The sequence below is a fragment of the Bifidobacterium sp. LH_491 genome (assembly GCF_056356495.1).
Genome location: NZ_JBKEUI010000001.1, coordinates 256,441 through 271,786, shown reverse-complemented (window position 1 = coordinate 271,786; position 15,346 = coordinate 256,441). Strand labels below are relative to the sequence as shown.

Sequence of the window (15,346 nt, the reverse complement as noted above, 5' to 3'; positions counted from 1 at the left end):
GGCATGGCCGATATGGCCACGCCCCCCACTATGCATCATTATCGATGGTTGCGCCAGCGGCTTCGCAATCCGACGCCAAGAGCACCCGACAACAGTACCGATACCACCACAGCCATAACAGCCGATCCAGCGTGAGGCATGTCTCGCACGCCGCCTTCAGAGACACCGCCAGCATGCTCATCCTGATACGAACTTTCCCCATCGGCCGTTGGCTCGTCTCCAGAATCTGCTGGAGGTTGACCTTCGGAGCCGCCACCCGATCCGGTGTTATCCGTTCTCACCAATTTCATATAAGCAAGCTGCACGCTCAACGCCCGTTGCGGAGCATCTATCTCATTCTGTGTGGACGGTTGTGAGACAAAGGCTTCTTCTGCCTGTTCCACCAATTTCTGCAACTCTTGCCAGTCAGACGCAGGATACTCACGAGCACGCAACGCCTTTGCCGCAGCGATAGCCATCGACAACTGAGCAGTATCCACCGTGTCATAATCACTACTGAGTTTATCGCTCAAGTAGTAGTAATCGTAATCCACATACCCTCCGGTGGCCTGTCGGGCATAGTTAAACAAACCGATTCGATACCCCTTGAAATGCGATAGACTCCAATCGTAAGTAAACGGACCCTGTTGGCCTCCCAACTGTTGCCAGCTATGGCCGTCCAAACTGAACCAGTATTGTATGGTCAAATTGCCGGACGTATTATCAAGTACATTATCGGACTTAAGCCACACATCCTGCACACCGGCAGGAAGGGACACAACAGTTCCAGGAACAAACGACTCCACCGCATCTCGATCAATAGTGTCGTCGATAATGGATCCATCAGCATTCGTTTGTGAATTGTCGTAGACGCGAGACACTACGCCCAAGGTCTTTGAATCGCCATCCTGCCGAACAGCCGCATACGAGAAGGAACGCGTATACGTAGCGATACCAGCCGTATCACCATCACGCATATGGCTGACGTCAAGCTTAGTCTCGGCAGACATATGTCCGCCAAATGTACGCTGCGACAGCATATTGCGTGCTGTTTCGAAATAGGTCAGATCACCATGCGTCCCTTTCATATACTGAGCATCATCACTGACTAAATGCCCATTGGTCAAACGTAACCAACCCGCCCTGTCGGTCAATGACCAATATCGGTTATCTGGGTTGTGCGCCCATTCCCACGCCATGTCAAGATTCGAACCATTCGGAAGGTACTCGTCTTCGACCGGATATTCTTTCTGGTCGGCCAATCCCATCAGCGAAATATCATCAATGACATAATCAACGCAGGTTCCTTCAGCACCCCACTGCGTTTCCACAATCACCATAGGATCGGTCAGCACAGCATCGGTCGGCACGCTGAATGTGCCTTCGATGGTGGTTGCCACGCCACGCTGTACATTGCCAACAGCGATTTGGTGTATCTCATTGTTATATTTCAATGCCACATAGAACTGATGCGATTGTATCGCAGGATTAACATCCGGCAGCTCTGCATCATAGCGGATGGTAGCCAATGCACGATATGTCACGCCCGGCTGAATCTTCCCCTCCACCGACTGGCCTGGACCGGCACCATTGAGCGTACCCCTATTGGTCACCTCAAGGCTATGGCCGCCAGACAACACACTGTCTTCCGTTACCGACAACGTGCCGCCATACTGCGGCGTCCATGACTCAATACTCTGCTCAAACCCTCCGTTCTCCACAAGCTCAGTACCGATGAGGCTTTCATCAACATCAGGAGCGGTCGGCAATGTCCACCAATCCTGATCTTGATAGCTTTGGTGAGGAGCATCATTAGCAAAATCATCAGAAGCCACCAACGACTGCATCCTTACATAATCGTTAAGATTATCCGGCAAGGAGATGGGCTTGTCATAAACGTCGCCCGTGCTCACGGTATTGTTATCCCCGAATACAGGCCAACCGTCATCGCTCCACACAGCCGGTATCAAACCCGGAATGCGTCCCGTAGGATATGTATCACGGAAGAAGAACCCATACCAGGTTGTGCCTCCATCGTCATTGGCGACTTCAACCAAGCTCCCTTGGGCAAAACCACCCAACGCATATTTCTTTGCTTCGTACTTCGAACCATCCAACAGATCCGTAGTGCGCAGCAGCATTACCGTACGACCGTCACGCCCCCAGTAGATTGTCGGCGTGTAATAATATTGCCCAATCTTAAAGGTCTGTGACCCTTCAAATCCCGTAGGCACTTCGCCTATATCATCGGCAAATTGTTCAGCGGTAATAATATTTTCATGACTTTCCACAACCGTTTGCAGATCATCTGAAAGGCGATACTCGTTGACCCCCGATATAATCCAAGCGCGACCTTGGTCGTCGAAATATAACGATGGATCATGAAAACCACGATTCAATGCAATTTTCTGCCACTGGCCATGCTCAATATCATCGGTGATATAGAGATATGCGCCATTAAGATTATTCGTATTAAACAGCACATAGAATTTCCCGTCATGATATCGCAACGACGGAGCCCACTCACCCTCGCCGTACGAACTCGCTCCATTGCGCAACGACGATGCGTCGCTCATTGAAATACGGTCGTACACATAGGTGACCATTTGCCAATTCACCAAGTCATACGATTTCATAATCGGCGCACCTGGACTTAGCTCCATGGTGGTACTCACCATGTAATACACATCACGACCATCATGATTCTTCGGATCATCCTTGGGCAAACGCATAACGCTTATATCTGGAACATCCGTATTCAACATAGGTATCCCATATGCCCCGCTGCCAGTATCCGTGGTGGTATATCCACTTTGCGCCGGCATATTTTCAATCTCGTTAGATTCAGCGGCCTGTACCGGCAACGCCAACGAGCCACACAGCGACCACAATGCGAAGCCTGCCACTACAGCACGTATCTTCATAATTTCCCCTAACACATAAACAGATGGGCGCTTTGCGCAAACCGCGATCCTGCGATGTGCGCAAAGCGCCCACACCAGGCATGGCCTAGGCCCTGCGCTTCTTGGTTTCTTTGAGAGCGACGCCGCCCGCAACCACCAAGGCAAGTGCCGTTACTGCGATACCTACCACCGCGGAACCAGCTTGAGGTATCTTGACTACAGACGACTCATCTTGACTGTGATTGTTCGGCTCGGAACCAGAACCGCTGTTATTCTCAGTCCCGGAAGACACCTTAACCAACGCGTTCATGAATCCTATCAGCGTACGGTATGCGTCATCAACCGCCTCTTGCGAGAAGGTATCCGAAGTAAGCACTACGCGCACATCAGCCAATATCGCAGAGAAGGCAGCCCAAGATTCAGGAGTGTAGTCAGACTGCTTCAATTGGTCAGCCTTGTTCACAGCATCCTGCAACCGAGACTTATCAACCTCAGAAGGCACCGATGTTTGCACAGGTGTGAAACGGTATTTGGCGATATCGAACAATTCGGGATTGTCTTCATCAGCTTTAACCGTTGTTCCGCCGACAAACGTAAAGAACACGTTGTGCACACCGGATGTCTTCAAAGCCGCCGAGTATTCCTTGTACGACACGCCATCGCCAGCTTCAATGCTCACCACCGCCACGGGATCGGACTCCAACGAGTCCAAACGAACCTGCACTTCTCCACCGGCCCTACCCGCAGCATTGATGGCAATGGACTGGGCACCGTCGGAGCCAAAATCAACATTCGCCAACGATGCCCATTCTCCATCATTGATATTGCTCAGCTTCTGCCCTTGGCTATTGTCAGTCGTCAAATCAACAACACGAACGCCGGACGACAAGTCATAGGCATCCGCAATACCAGAGTCCCATGCAATCGTGGATGCCGAAATGCCGCCATCCGGATAGGCGTCGAAATTCTTCGTTTGTGACACACCCGCATAGGTCATGGTAATCGGCGCAATAGCACCATTGGCATCGATGGACATGGGATCCATATGCGTATTTCGATAGCCTTGAGCCGCCTCCAAATTACCACCGTTCATCAATTCCTTAGCCACGGTCTGCGCATGGTAGACCATGTACCACTGATTATCGAACTGCACCATTGCGTGATGGTTATTGCCGCCAACGTTGAAGAACGTGCTCGGGTTCTGCATGATTTCACCTTGATAGGTGAACGGCCCCATCGGACTATCCGATGTCATGTATGCGATATTGCCGTAACCAATCTTGTTACCATCGATCGTATTGTTATGCGAGAAGTTCGTGCAGTACGAGTAATAGTACTTATCACCAATCTTGGCGATACCAGAGTCTTCGAACATAGCTGGCGCATCAATTACCTTCGGCTCGCCAACGGTATGCGTCATATCGTCACTGAGCTGGATTACGCGCGCGGTCTGCGGATGCTCAAGCGCATTAGGATTGTCGTCGGTAACTTCAGGCACGCCACCACCGTAATAGAGATAACCAGTGCCATCATCGTCAACGAGCACAGCCGGGTCAAACAACCAGACCACTCCTTGCGACTCGGCCGTTCCTGGAGCCACGACTTTACCGCCGTCCTTCCACGGACCTACCGGAGAATCGCCCACCAACACGCCAATGCCGCTACCGCCATTAGCGAAGTACAGGTAAAACTTCTCCTGTCCGTTGACGGTTTTGTGCACCGCAGCAGGCGCCCATGAATTGTTCGCCCACTTGGCAACACCATGCTCACCGGCGACACGGATATATCCTTCGTTACGCCAGTTGACCATATCGTCGGTAGACAGCACGTTCAGCGTCTGCACCTTGCTGAACGAATTGTTGGCGATAGCACCAGTACCGTCATATTCATAGTCGTAGGTCAACGTACCGTCATCATTAACTGCCGTGCCATCTCCAGTCGTGTACACGTACACACGACCGTTGTATTCCATGGCCCATGGATCAGCGCCATACCAGTAATCGATAATTGGATTGCTCATACCGATTTTCTTGGCAGGCGAAGCGGTTCCTTCCGGCCTGACCACCGGCTCATTACCGACGTCCACCAAGCTGACATCGTCAACCAAGAAATCATTTGTGGTGGTGTTCCACACCGTTTCCACCACCAGATACGGATTAGCAAAATCGGCCGTATCGGACTGCAGAGTATTGGTGCCCGACACCTCGGTCCACTGTCCGGCATTAACCTTGGCAGTCGCAATTTGCGCGCACCCGGAACCATTGCCCGAGCAAATGGTGATATTGAAGTTGGCTTCGCTTTCGGATTTAATCCACATGCTGCCGGTGTACTTTCCGCCGGCTACAACTTTGCCGCCCTCCAACGCCTGGTGTACACCGGCATCCGTGGACTGGCGGTTCGCCACCGATAATGCTTGAGAACCACCATGCACATCACTGGTTTCCACGGCGATGGACGACTTATCCTCTGCCCAAACGGTACCACTCTTCCATGATGTGGTGCCGGATTCAAAATCACCATTCTTAATAATATTGGTGTCATTTGCCGCGAATGCCGCTGTGCCTTCAGCTAACACCGCGCCACCCATGAGACATACCGTAGACAGCATCGCGATTGAAGCAGTCGCCGCACGCTTGCCGAACTTAAAACTGACATTCTGCAACCTGCCAGCGCCCATACAGGCCTCCTTTGATACCACGTCCAGAGACAAAACACTGGACGCATCCCTCAATGTCTATATTCAGTTATGACGGCCACGCAAAGCTGGTGTCATCACTCCCTTAACGCAACCTTGCGTAAACCTTGGAAACACCCTATACCAAGAGAAACGAACACCATTCTTTGTTCGATAACACTTCGATAACTTTTACCCCCGTCACACTGCGCCCTCCTTTGCGGTATGGTGGTGGTGACACTTACACAACATAAGGAGATGACGATGGCGGAAACATTCAACGTCGTAGTGGAGATCCCTCGCGGCTCCAAGAACAAGTACGAAGTCGATCACGAAACCGGTCGCGTGTTCCTGGACCGCACCCTGTTCACGTCCATGGGCTACCCGGATGACTACGGCTACATCGAGGGCACGCTGGGCGAGGACGGCGATCCGCTGGACGCGCTCATCATGCTGCCGAACTCCGTGTTCCCGGGCTGCGTGGTCGAGTGCCGCGCCGTAGGCCTGTATCACATGGTCGATGAGGCCGGTGGCGACGACAAGGTGCTGTGCGTGCCTGCCGACGTGCGCTTCGACGACATCAAGGATATTGCGGACGTGTCCGAATATCACAAGGCCGAAATCAAGCACTTCTTCGAGCAGTACAAGGCGTTGGAGCCGGGCAAGGAAGTGCTGCCGGGCGACTACTGGACCGGTGCCGCTGAGGCGGAGAAGGAAATCGTGGACGCCCGCGAGCGTCTGGCCGCTTCCGAGCACTGATCCGGCGCGGTGCCTCAAGGCCTTCCGGCCTGTTTTATGACACCGCCTATTGATACGTATGTGGGGCGACGCTCCTGTTCGGAACGTCGCCCCACATGGTATGCGAGCGTCATTGCAACGAAGTATCACAGCACCGACAACACCAGGCATGCTGCGGCTATTACGCCGCCCCATATCATCATGGGCAGAAGACTGATGCCGAGCCACGGCATGGTTGAACCGGGCGCCGGGTCGGCTTCTCGTAACCATGCGCGGCAGGAGAGGAATAGCCCGGGAGCTGCCGCTACGACGATGGCAACTACCACCCAGGTAACGATCTGTTCACTGAGGTCTGTTGCGGTGACGCCGCGACCGACAAGCACAATGAGTTGCGGCGCGAAACACCAGCCGGTCATCATAACGCTTGCCATACCGCCGGTCACGGTATGTGAGAGCGCCCGAATGAGATGGGTGCGTTCCACGCGAGCCATCTGCGCAGCGAACGATGCCACCATCAACACCACCATAAGACTGCCCGCGACGGCAAACCAGCCTTCGATAGGGGAAATCCAACAGAGCGTGTTGCGCAGTTGCAGCACGTCCGGCATCGCGTTTGCACACCATGATGCAGTAAGCGCCAACACTGCACTGATGCCGCTGATTACGCGCCCGGACTTCCCGGAACGCAATGGCCAACACCAGTGGAATACCGCAAGCGTCGCTATGGCAGTCAACGTGACGGGCAATGTCTCCGGCCACCGGTGTCCGGCATGCAGGGCTACGCTCGACCGCAACCATAACGATAGGCATATCGCCAACGCCATCACTACCAGGGCTACGCCTTGCGCCGCCGCTCCTTGTCGCACCCATGCTGCGTGCGATACGGCTTCCTGTTGCCCGTCTTGTGCCTGCGGTGACTGCACTTGCGCCATTGTTCACTCCTTGCATCGACGTACTGATATCCAATGTAGCGGCTAGTGTCCACATAATGCGCCTACAATGAAGTCAAGGAACATGCCAGTAGCATCACGCCTACTGCCACTGCGCAACAGTAAAGGGGTATATGGTGACGGATCTGACGCTGATGACTTTCGCCCAAGATCCCGCTTCCGTGCTGCCCGCCCTCACGTTGTTATCCCATCGCGTACGAGTGTTGCCGATGGATGCGGCGAGTTTGATTAAAATGCCGGAGAATACCATTTTGCTGTTGGACGCGCGCGATGATTTGGCTACGGCCAAAACCATTTGCCGTCTGGTGCATGCTTCGGGATTGACCACGCCTATTATTCCCGTGTTGACGGAGGGGGGGTTCACGGTGGTCAATGAGCAGTGGGGCATCGCCGATGTCGTTGTCTCCAGCGCCAGTCCCGCGGAGGTTGAGGGCCGTCTGAAGTTGATTAACGCACGTACCGCCGTGGTTATTACCAACACACAGGAGGCTGTCGATACCGGGGTGATCGAAAGCGACGATGGGTTGATTCGTTCCGGCGATTTGATTGTGGATACGAACGGGTATACGGCGAGCGTGCATGGCACGCCTATTGATTTGGCGTATAAAGAGTTCGAACTGCTGAAATATATGGTGCTCCATCCTGGACGAGTATTTACTCGCGCGCAACTGTTGCAGGCGGTGTGGGGATATGACTATTACGGCGGCACACGCACCGTTGATGTCCATGTGCGTCGTCTTCGCGCCAAACTTGGATCGGAATATGAGCATGTGATCGGCACGGTGCGTAACGTGGGGTATCGATTTGATCCACCGCAAGCCACCGAAGATTTGCGAGACGAATAATCATGGTGCGCGAAAGTCTTACCGCACGGCGCGCGCGTATGCGGCAGGAATATGAGCGGTTATGCGAAGTGTATCCGCACCCGCAGTGCGCCTTGCATTTTCGCACGCCACTGCAGCTGCTGATCGCCACTGTGCTCAGTGCACAAACCACTGATAAGCGCGTCAATATGGTGACGCCTGAGTTGTTCCGTCGTTATCCCAGCGCAGAAGCGTTGGCCGCCGCCAATCCGCAAGACGTAGAGGACATCATCCATTCGCTGGGGTTCTACCGCGCCAAGGCTCGCAATCTCATTATGCTTGCCTCGCAGTTGGTGGAACATTACGACGGCGACGTGCCGGCTGACATGGAAGCACTCACCACCCTTGCCGGTGTGGGCCGCAAAACCGCCAATGTGGTCTTGGGCAATGCTTTTGATATTCCTGGCTTTCCGGTGGATACGCATGTGATGCGCGTCAGCGGCAAACTGCGCTGGCGCTCGCATCCTACCGACCCCAAGCCAGATCCGGTGGCTGTCGAGCGTGAAATCACCGCGTGTTTCCCACCGGAACAGTGGACTGATCTATCTCACCGGCTTATTTTGCTCGGTCGGGATACCTGTCACGCGCGCACTCCGGATTGCGCACACTGTCCCCTGCAAGACACCTGCCCCAACGCCGGACAGTAACGCGTCTTGCTGGTACGAAAGGAATTGGCATGAGCACCGAACAGCCTTCACCACAAGAGTTCCCTGCCGTCGCAGACCACTATGCACCGGATTATGCGAATATGACGTCGCCGACTGCACCTCCAATCATGACCCCGCCAACCACACCGGCGCCAACCACGAACCACTGGTTCGCAGCTCGTCGTAACTTTTCCGTGACGGGGTGGGCGTTATGCGCCATGGTTCTCGTGTGGATCGGTCTGAACATCCTGTTCACCGCACTATGCCAGCTACTCTTGGGCAGCGATCTGCCGCAATGGCTTATCAACGCGCTCTCCTCCGTCCCTTTGTATTGCGCCGCCATGCCGCTGGCCATATACGTCATGCATACGATTCGGCCGATACCCACTACGACATTCCCCATGTCGGGCCGCTCCTGGGCTTCGGCGCTCCTCGTCTGCATCGGCATTATGCTTGTTGGCAATATCATCGGCAACGTGCTCGCCCTCGGGCTGTCCGGTGGCAAAGCCATCAATCCAATCGAAGAACTGAACACGCGAAACCTCTGGGTCAATCTCATATTCACCGCCATCGGCCCTGCATTCTTTGAAGAATGGCTATTTCGCAAACAGCTCATCAGCCGTCTGCGCCAATACGGCGAGCGCGTCGCCATCGTCTATTCAGCGGCCGCGTTCGCACTGTTTCACCTCAATCTTTTCCAAATGTTTTACGCGTTCGGCATTGGCATGGTGCTCGGATACGTGTATATGCGCACCAGCCAGCTGCGCTACACGATCGCGCTGCACATGGCGTTGAATTTCCTTGGCGGTGTCGTGCCTTTCTCGCTTACGGACATGCGCGCCCTGACCGTGTATGCGCTATGCGAGTTCGCCGCAGGCATTGTTGGCATTGTTCTGCTGGTATGGCATTGCCAGCATCTGGAGTTTTACACAACTCCGCGGGAGCTACCGGTTGGCTCGCGCTGGAAAACCACCTTATTGACCCCGGGAAGCATTGTCTATGCGGCAGTTGCCGTCGCCATCATTATCGCCATCATGCTGCTGCAAATGCAGTAAATCCATGTATGCTTCCCCAGTTTCCTTGCATCGCACGATGGCACCTGGGCTAGTTGGGGGTCCGACCGCGTCACTGGCCTATGGCCGCACGCTGTTCGAGGAAGTCGGCTCCTGCCAACGCACGCGTCACCGCATCTTTGACCGCGGAAATATACGCGCCTTCTCGTGCATACACCCACACTTCGCCTTCCACACCATACGCTGAAAAACCGGTGAACTTCACCACAGGAGGATTATCCGACTGCGCTAGATCCCGTGCAGCCTCCTGCACGATGTCGATGACGGCTTTGCTGACGGCCTCAACATCGCAACCACCCTTGGCCACAAACCGCACAGCCACGCAGCTTTCACTGGAAGGCGTCAACCGCTCCAACATGGCCGTGTTCAGCACCGAGTTGGGAATCACCATCTCGTTGCCACTACGCTCGCGCACCACGGTTTGCCGCCAAGTAATATCCTTCACTACGCCGCTAGTGCCGCCGATGGTCACCAGATCACCGGGTTGAATCACCTTGCCTGCCATCAGCCCGAAACCGCTGACCACGTTGGACACGGTATCTTTCAAGCCAAGCGACAACGCCACACCTCCGACGCCCAAGGCGGTCAGCAACGTAGTGGGACTGATGCCGAACACCGGTTGCAGCACAATGCCGATGGCCACCGCCCAAATCACCACGCGCATGATATTAATGAAAATCGATGCACTGGGCACATTCGAACGGTCCAATGCCTTGCGCATGAGGCGCCCCAGCACCTTGGTCGACACCACAGCGACGACAATCACCACCACCAGGAAAACTATCCGCACCATGTGCAGCTGCACCCATTGCATGACCAGTTCCATCCGCGCCCCTTTTGCCAATTGTTTCCTGTGCCACGCGCATACGACACGAGCCGTCATACAACCGCATAGCATAATGCCGACGAGCGTTCACGCCCGTCGGCACCCACAATACCCGGTATCAGTTACCGCAACATTCAGATTTTATGCCCCTCGCGGAAAATACGGTTCCACCGTTCGAGCATATCTTCCCTGGACATCTGCATATACATGCCGAACGCCAGCATGGCAAAATTATCATTCACCAAGCGTTCGGACATCACGCGATCTTCCAATTCCGGCCAACGCTCCAGCACGGCAAGCATGCCTCCAACGGTGAAGTCGAGCATCAGCTGGGTTTCCATCGACATATTCCGGTCATCGATACCCAACATCGCGATGATGGACATACGAGTGAAATCTTTCAACGCCGCCATCAATTCAGGCGAACTGTGAGGACCAGCCAGCAGCGATAGGCGAGTCAGGCGATCATGCTGCGCACGAGTGCCAACCATGCCATCGACATGTTCGCGCCATTCATCCTCCACAAGTTCGGGACGATCCATCGATAGCTGCGACAACGGCATCTGTTCTACCGTATGTAAAATCGCAGCATCCGCCAATTCCGACAAGCCGCTGAAATGATAATAAAACGAATTACGGTTCACATTGGCTTCACGAACGATATCCGTAACCGTGATCTTATGATATTCCCGATCTTCCAGCAACTCCCAGAAGGCATTCTCCAAACGCTCCTTCGCAGGGAGGATTTCCGAGTCTCGACGTGGACGAGGCATGCGACTGCGCTCCTTTCCTGAGAAACAAACCAGAATACATCCGACACCTATCATTACTCAAATATTATTAGTCAGCAAATCATGTTGTGCGTAATGTCTCACCGTATAAATATCACTTTCCCTACATCATATAGAAAACGTTGCATCCATAAGGTGTCACACCCCCGCCGTTACAACAAGGTGTCGTATATACGGTGCGTCTTTTTCAACGTCGACGACACCAATATTATTGCTCTGCACGCAACACCGTTGTCTTGACTAGACTGAAGAAGAACACAAGCAAAGGAGCGCACTATGGGCAATGTTATGGACTATGTATCCGACGAGTCGCGCCCCTTCGACGATATGCCCTTTGGCCCACCGGATGCCTTGGCGCTCTCTTGCATTATTTACTACGACATCCCCAGCGTCATACCAACCTTGGATGAAACGATACACCGAAGCGGCAGCTGGAAGGCTCGTATACGACAGATAGACTTCCGGTACCCAATAAGCGCGTTACGCCAATTATCCAGCCTTCGTCGCCCGCCATTCTGCGCGCTCACCTTGCGTGACCTTGCATGCGGCATCAAACACGATATCGGCGGTGACGAACCGACCCGAAACCTCATCATCGCGGCCGCCCGCAATCCCCGATTCGCCACCATCGCCCTCGACGCTTACGACGAACAGCTCAACCATGACAACCCCACCCAATTTGCCGCCGTCACCATGCGCCTGCCCGACGGCACCCTTGCCATCGTGTTCCGCGGCACCGACGACTCCTTCACCGGGTGGAAGGAAGACTTCACCATGGCGTTCCAATACCCCGTTCCTGCGCAATATCGCGCCGCCGAATACCTGCAGCGCGTCGCCTCCATCTGGCGCGCCGCACCATTGCTGCTCATAGGCCACTCCAAAGGCGGCAATCTCGCCATCTACGCCGCCATGAACGCCGACGACAACACCAGAAAACGCATCAAAGCCATCTATTCACTAGATGGCCCGGGGTTTCCCGCGCACGTCGTCAACTCGCCAGAATACCAAGCCATCAGCAACGACATCATCAAAATCATTCCCGATGCCTCCATCGTCGGCATGATTCTCGAAAGCCCGGAACACTGCCAAGTAGTACGCTCCAATCAAAAAGGTCCGCTTCAACACTGGGCATTCTCATGGCAAATCCATCAAGGAGCATTGGTGCAAGCGCCAAACGTAAGCACCAGCTCTCGGCGGTTCAACCAATCCCTCACTTCTTGGCTCTCCACACTCAGTCCCGAACAATGCGAACACGCCGTCAATGCACTCTTTGCCATCCTTTCCGCCAGTGGAGCCACCAGTTTCTCCCAGCTACGAGAAACCGGCATCAAAGCGCTGCCGAGCATGGTCGGCACCTTCGTAGGACTCTCCGACGATGACCGACGTCACCTCCTGGAGGCGGCCTCCCTACTCTTCAACGCCGCCACGGCCCGCAACAGCGGCACTATGACTCGCGCCAACCGACTTTCCGACCACACCGAACACCCAAGCTGACGCCAGAACCGCCGCCGCACGCAGTTCACCCATCACACCGTCAACGACGTGTACGCTGGTATCAAGAACGCAGGCAACCAACCAAAGGACACGTTATGTCGGCACCACAACACAGCACCCATGGCCCCGTGCGGCACGCCACGACCATCACCCCAGACCTGCATGCTGCCATCATCAGCATGCCCAAAGCCGAACTCCACTTACATATCGAAGGCACACTAGAACCACAGCTGGCCATGCAGCTCGCCGAACGCAACCGCATCACCCTGCCCTGGCAGTCACTGGACGAGCTTCGCGCAGAGTACAACTTCAGCAATCTGCAATCCTTCCTCGACCTGTACTACCAGCTTATGGCGGTATTGCGCACCCAAGAAGACTTCCGCGATCTTATGCTCGCCTATCTGGAACGCGCCGCCCATGACGGCGTGCGCCGCGCGGAAATCTTCTTCGACCCGCAAGTCCATATGAACAACGGCACTGACCTTGACATCGTGATGGACGGCCTGCTGGAAGGACTGCGCCTGGGACGCGAACGCTGGGGCGTCGACGGCGCCCTCATTATGTGCATCCTACGCGACCAGCCGGTAGAATCCGCCGAAGCGCTCTTGGACGCCGCGGAACATCGCATCCACGACCTGCTGGGCATCGGACTGGACTCGGCGGAAGTCGGCTACCCACCGCGCCTCTTCTCCAACGTATACGCCCGTGCCCGCGCACTCGGCCTGCACGTCGTCGCCCACGCCGGCGAGGAAGGACCAGCCGAGTATGTGCACGAGGCCTTGGACATACTGCGCGTCGAGCGCATCGACCACGGCAATCATGCGGCAGACGACCCTACTTTGGTCACTCGTCTCGCTACGGAAGGCATACCGTTCACCATGTGTCCGCTATCCAACCGCCGCCTACAAGTCGTCGAGGATCTGCACGACCTACCCACACTACACCTACTGAATGCCGGCATACGCGTCACCATCAACTCCGACGATCCCGCATACTTCGGCGGATACATCGGCGACAACTACGAAGCGCTGGCCAGCATCGGCCTTACGCTTGAGCAGTTGGCACAATGCGCCCGCAATTCATTCGAGGCTGCATTCCTCACCGACGAGAAGCGCAAGCCTCTGATAGACGCGCTAGATGCATGGGAGCGCGACAACCTCATGTAAGCCGACTGCGCATTCACCGCGGCTTCACGCCGACACGGTATGCTGGGACGCGGCATTGAACGACGACATTCGACATTGAGGGAGCATCATGGCTGCGAAACGTATCGCCGTGCTGTATGGCGGCAAAGCCGATGAACATTCCATTTCCTGCATTTCCACTTCCGGCATCCTCAACGCGATGGATACCGAACGCTTCACCGTCGTACCCATCGGCATCACCCGCGAGGGCGTCTGGATCACCGACGGCGTCGACCCGCGCAGCTGGAGCTTGGAGCAAGGCCTGCCTACCGTGGAGGAAACAGCGCAATCGCGCCGCGTGGTGCTGGATATCTCCCTCGGCGGCGACGGCTTCTTCGCCCGCCAGAGCGACGGCACACTCGCTTCCCTGGGGCATATCGACGCCGTGCTGCCCGTACTGCACGGCCCCTACGGCGAAGACGGCACCATCCAAGGTTTGCTCGAGATGATGAACGTGCCATACGTCGGCTGCGGCGTGCTCACCTCCTCCGCCTGCATGGACAAGCATTACACCAAGCTGCTGCTGCAAGCCGCGGGCATTCCCGTGTCGCCCGGCATCACGGTGGATACCCGAGTCTACGACGCCGCCCATACCTTCGACGGCAATGCGGAGCAACTCGCGCAAGCCGTGCAGGACGCCGGATTGCAATACCCACTGTTCGTCAAACCCTCCCGAGCCGGTTCGAGCTTCGGCGTGACCAAAGTGGAACGACAGGACGCCGTCACCCTCGCCCAGGCCGTCTGGGAGGCGGCGCAACACGATTGGCGCGTGCTCATCGAACAAGGCATCGACGCCCGTGAAATCGAATGCGCGGTACTCTGCCCCGTAGCCGGCGAAGAACCCCGGGCCAGCTGGCCCGGAGAAATCGTGCTGGACCGTCTGGCCGAAGGCGACGACCAGTTCTACGATTTCGACAGCAAATACATGGACGCCCAGGCCTCCCATGTGGAAGTGCCCGCACGCCTAGATGACGATACTTTGCAGCGCGTGCGCGAACTCGCCATTGCCGCGTTCAAAGCCGTGGACGGCACCGGCTTGAGTCGTGTCGACACGTTCGTCACCCCCAATGGCGACATTATGGTCAACGAAATCAACACCATGCCTGGATTCACGCCTATTTCCATGTATTCCAAGGCATGGCAGGCAACGGGATTACCCTACACCGAGCTGATCACCACGCTGATTGAAGGTGTCTTGCGCGACTAGTCGAACGGAACTAGCCA

At 55.4% G+C, this 15,346-nt stretch carries 12 protein-coding genes; 7 read left to right on the top strand and 5 right to left on the bottom strand.

The features are described from left to right. Nucleotides 1–38: 38 nt before the first annotated feature. On the bottom strand, nt 39–2,903 hold the full coding sequence (locus AC1AWK_RS00835; RefSeq protein WP_476567428.1) for a beta-xylosidase family glycoside hydrolase: 2,865 nt from the start codon (nt 2,901–2,903) through the stop codon (nt 39–41). Nucleotides 2,904–2,988: 85 nt separating this feature from the next. Further along, entirely contained in the window at nt 2,989–5,559 is a 2,571-nt protein-coding gene (locus AC1AWK_RS00830; protein ID WP_476567427.1) for a family 43 glycosylhydrolase, read from the bottom strand. A gap of 261 nt (nt 5,560–5,820) precedes the next feature. Here AC1AWK_RS00830 and AC1AWK_RS00825 point away from each other — a divergent pair, with 261 nt between their 5' ends. Continuing rightward, the gene (locus AC1AWK_RS00825; RefSeq protein WP_476567426.1) at nt 5,821–6,315 is read left to right on the top strand and encodes an inorganic diphosphatase; all 495 of its coding nucleotides are present in this window, start codon (nt 5,821–5,823) and stop codon (nt 6,313–6,315) included. 125 nt (nt 6,316–6,440) lie between these two features. On the opposite strand, the gene AC1AWK_RS00820 is transcribed toward AC1AWK_RS00825, so the two are convergent. Then, on the bottom strand, nt 6,441–7,226 hold the full coding sequence (locus tag AC1AWK_RS00820; protein ID WP_476567425.1) for a hypothetical protein: 786 nt from the start codon (nt 7,224–7,226) through the stop codon (nt 6,441–6,443). Nucleotides 7,227–7,360: 134 nt separating this feature from the next. Between AC1AWK_RS00820 and AC1AWK_RS00815 the strand changes: the two genes are divergently transcribed. From AC1AWK_RS00815 to AC1AWK_RS00805, 3 genes are read left to right on the top strand one after another with little or no spacing between them, the layout of a single operon-like run. Then, entirely contained in the window at nt 7,361–8,089 is a 729-nt protein-coding gene (locus AC1AWK_RS00815) for a winged helix-turn-helix domain-containing protein (protein ID WP_476569496.1), read from the top strand. 5 nt (nt 8,090–8,094) lie between these two features. Continuing rightward, entirely contained in the window at nt 8,095–8,754 is a 660-nt protein-coding gene (gene nth, locus AC1AWK_RS00810; RefSeq protein ID WP_476569494.1) for an endonuclease III, read from the top strand. 29 nt (nt 8,755–8,783) lie between these two features. Beyond that, on the top strand, nt 8,784–9,809 hold the full coding sequence (locus AC1AWK_RS00805; protein WP_476567424.1) for a lysostaphin resistance A-like protein: 1,026 nt from the start codon (nt 8,784–8,786) through the stop codon (nt 9,807–9,809). A 70-nt stretch (nt 9,810–9,879) separates the two neighbouring features. On the opposite strand, the gene AC1AWK_RS00800 is transcribed toward AC1AWK_RS00805, so the two are convergent. Together AC1AWK_RS00800 and AC1AWK_RS00795 are read right to left on the bottom strand one after the other, a co-directional pair. Continuing rightward, nucleotides 9,880–10,653, bottom strand: a complete 774-nt coding sequence (locus AC1AWK_RS00800; RefSeq protein WP_476567423.1) for a mechanosensitive ion channel family protein — start codon at nt 10,651–10,653, stop codon at nt 9,880–9,882. 134 nt (nt 10,654–10,787) lie between these two features. After that, entirely contained in the window at nt 10,788–11,426 is a 639-nt protein-coding gene (locus AC1AWK_RS00795; RefSeq protein WP_476567422.1) for a TetR/AcrR family transcriptional regulator, read from the bottom strand. Between the two features lie 294 nt (nt 11,427–11,720). Between AC1AWK_RS00795 and AC1AWK_RS00790 the strand changes: the two genes are divergently transcribed. From AC1AWK_RS00790 to AC1AWK_RS00780, 3 genes are all read left to right on the top strand, one after another. Beyond that, nucleotides 11,721–12,938: a DUF2974 domain-containing protein gene (locus AC1AWK_RS00790; RefSeq protein ID WP_476567421.1), complete on the top strand. Its 1,218-nt coding sequence runs from the start codon at nt 11,721–11,723 to the stop codon at nt 12,936–12,938. Nucleotides 12,939–13,033: 95 nt separating this feature from the next. Continuing rightward, nucleotides 13,034–14,104, top strand: coding sequence for an adenosine deaminase (locus AC1AWK_RS00785; RefSeq protein ID WP_476567420.1), 1,071 nt, complete (start codon nt 13,034–13,036; stop codon nt 14,102–14,104). Nucleotides 14,105–14,192: 88 nt separating this feature from the next. Further along, the gene (locus AC1AWK_RS00780) at nt 14,193–15,329 is read left to right on the top strand and encodes a D-alanine--D-alanine ligase family protein (RefSeq protein WP_476567419.1); all 1,137 of its coding nucleotides are present in this window, start codon (nt 14,193–14,195) and stop codon (nt 15,327–15,329) included. Nucleotides 15,330–15,346: the final 17 nt, after the last annotated feature.

Bases quoted from the DNA above. Each gene is read 5' to 3' on its own strand.
- AC1AWK_RS00835 (WP_476567428.1), bottom strand. From the start codon at position 2,903: ATGAAGATACGTGCTGTAGTGGCAGGCTTCGCATTGTGGTCGCTGTGT.
- AC1AWK_RS00830 (WP_476567427.1), bottom strand. From the start codon at position 5,559: ATGGGCGCTGGCAGGTTGCAGAATGTCAGTTTTAAGTTCGGCAAGCGT.
- AC1AWK_RS00825 (WP_476567426.1), top strand. From the start codon at position 5,821: ATGGCGGAAACATTCAACGTCGTAGTGGAGATCCCTCGCGGCTCCAAG.
- AC1AWK_RS00820 (WP_476567425.1), bottom strand. From the start codon at position 7,226: ATGGCGCAAGTGCAGTCACCGCAGGCACAAGACGGGCAACAGGAAGCC.
- AC1AWK_RS00805 (WP_476567424.1), top strand. From the start codon at position 8,784: ATGAGCACCGAACAGCCTTCACCACAAGAGTTCCCTGCCGTCGCAGAC.
- AC1AWK_RS00800 (WP_476567423.1), bottom strand. From the start codon at position 10,653: ATGGAACTGGTCATGCAATGGGTGCAGCTGCACATGGTGCGGATAGTT.
- AC1AWK_RS00795 (WP_476567422.1), bottom strand. From the start codon at position 11,426: ATGCCTCGTCCACGTCGAGACTCGGAAATCCTCCCTGCGAAGGAGCGT.
- AC1AWK_RS00790 (WP_476567421.1), top strand. From the start codon at position 11,721: ATGGGCAATGTTATGGACTATGTATCCGACGAGTCGCGCCCCTTCGAC.
- AC1AWK_RS00785 (WP_476567420.1), top strand. From the start codon at position 13,034: ATGTCGGCACCACAACACAGCACCCATGGCCCCGTGCGGCACGCCACG.
- AC1AWK_RS00780 (WP_476567419.1), top strand. From the start codon at position 14,193: ATGGCTGCGAAACGTATCGCCGTGCTGTATGGCGGCAAAGCCGATGAA.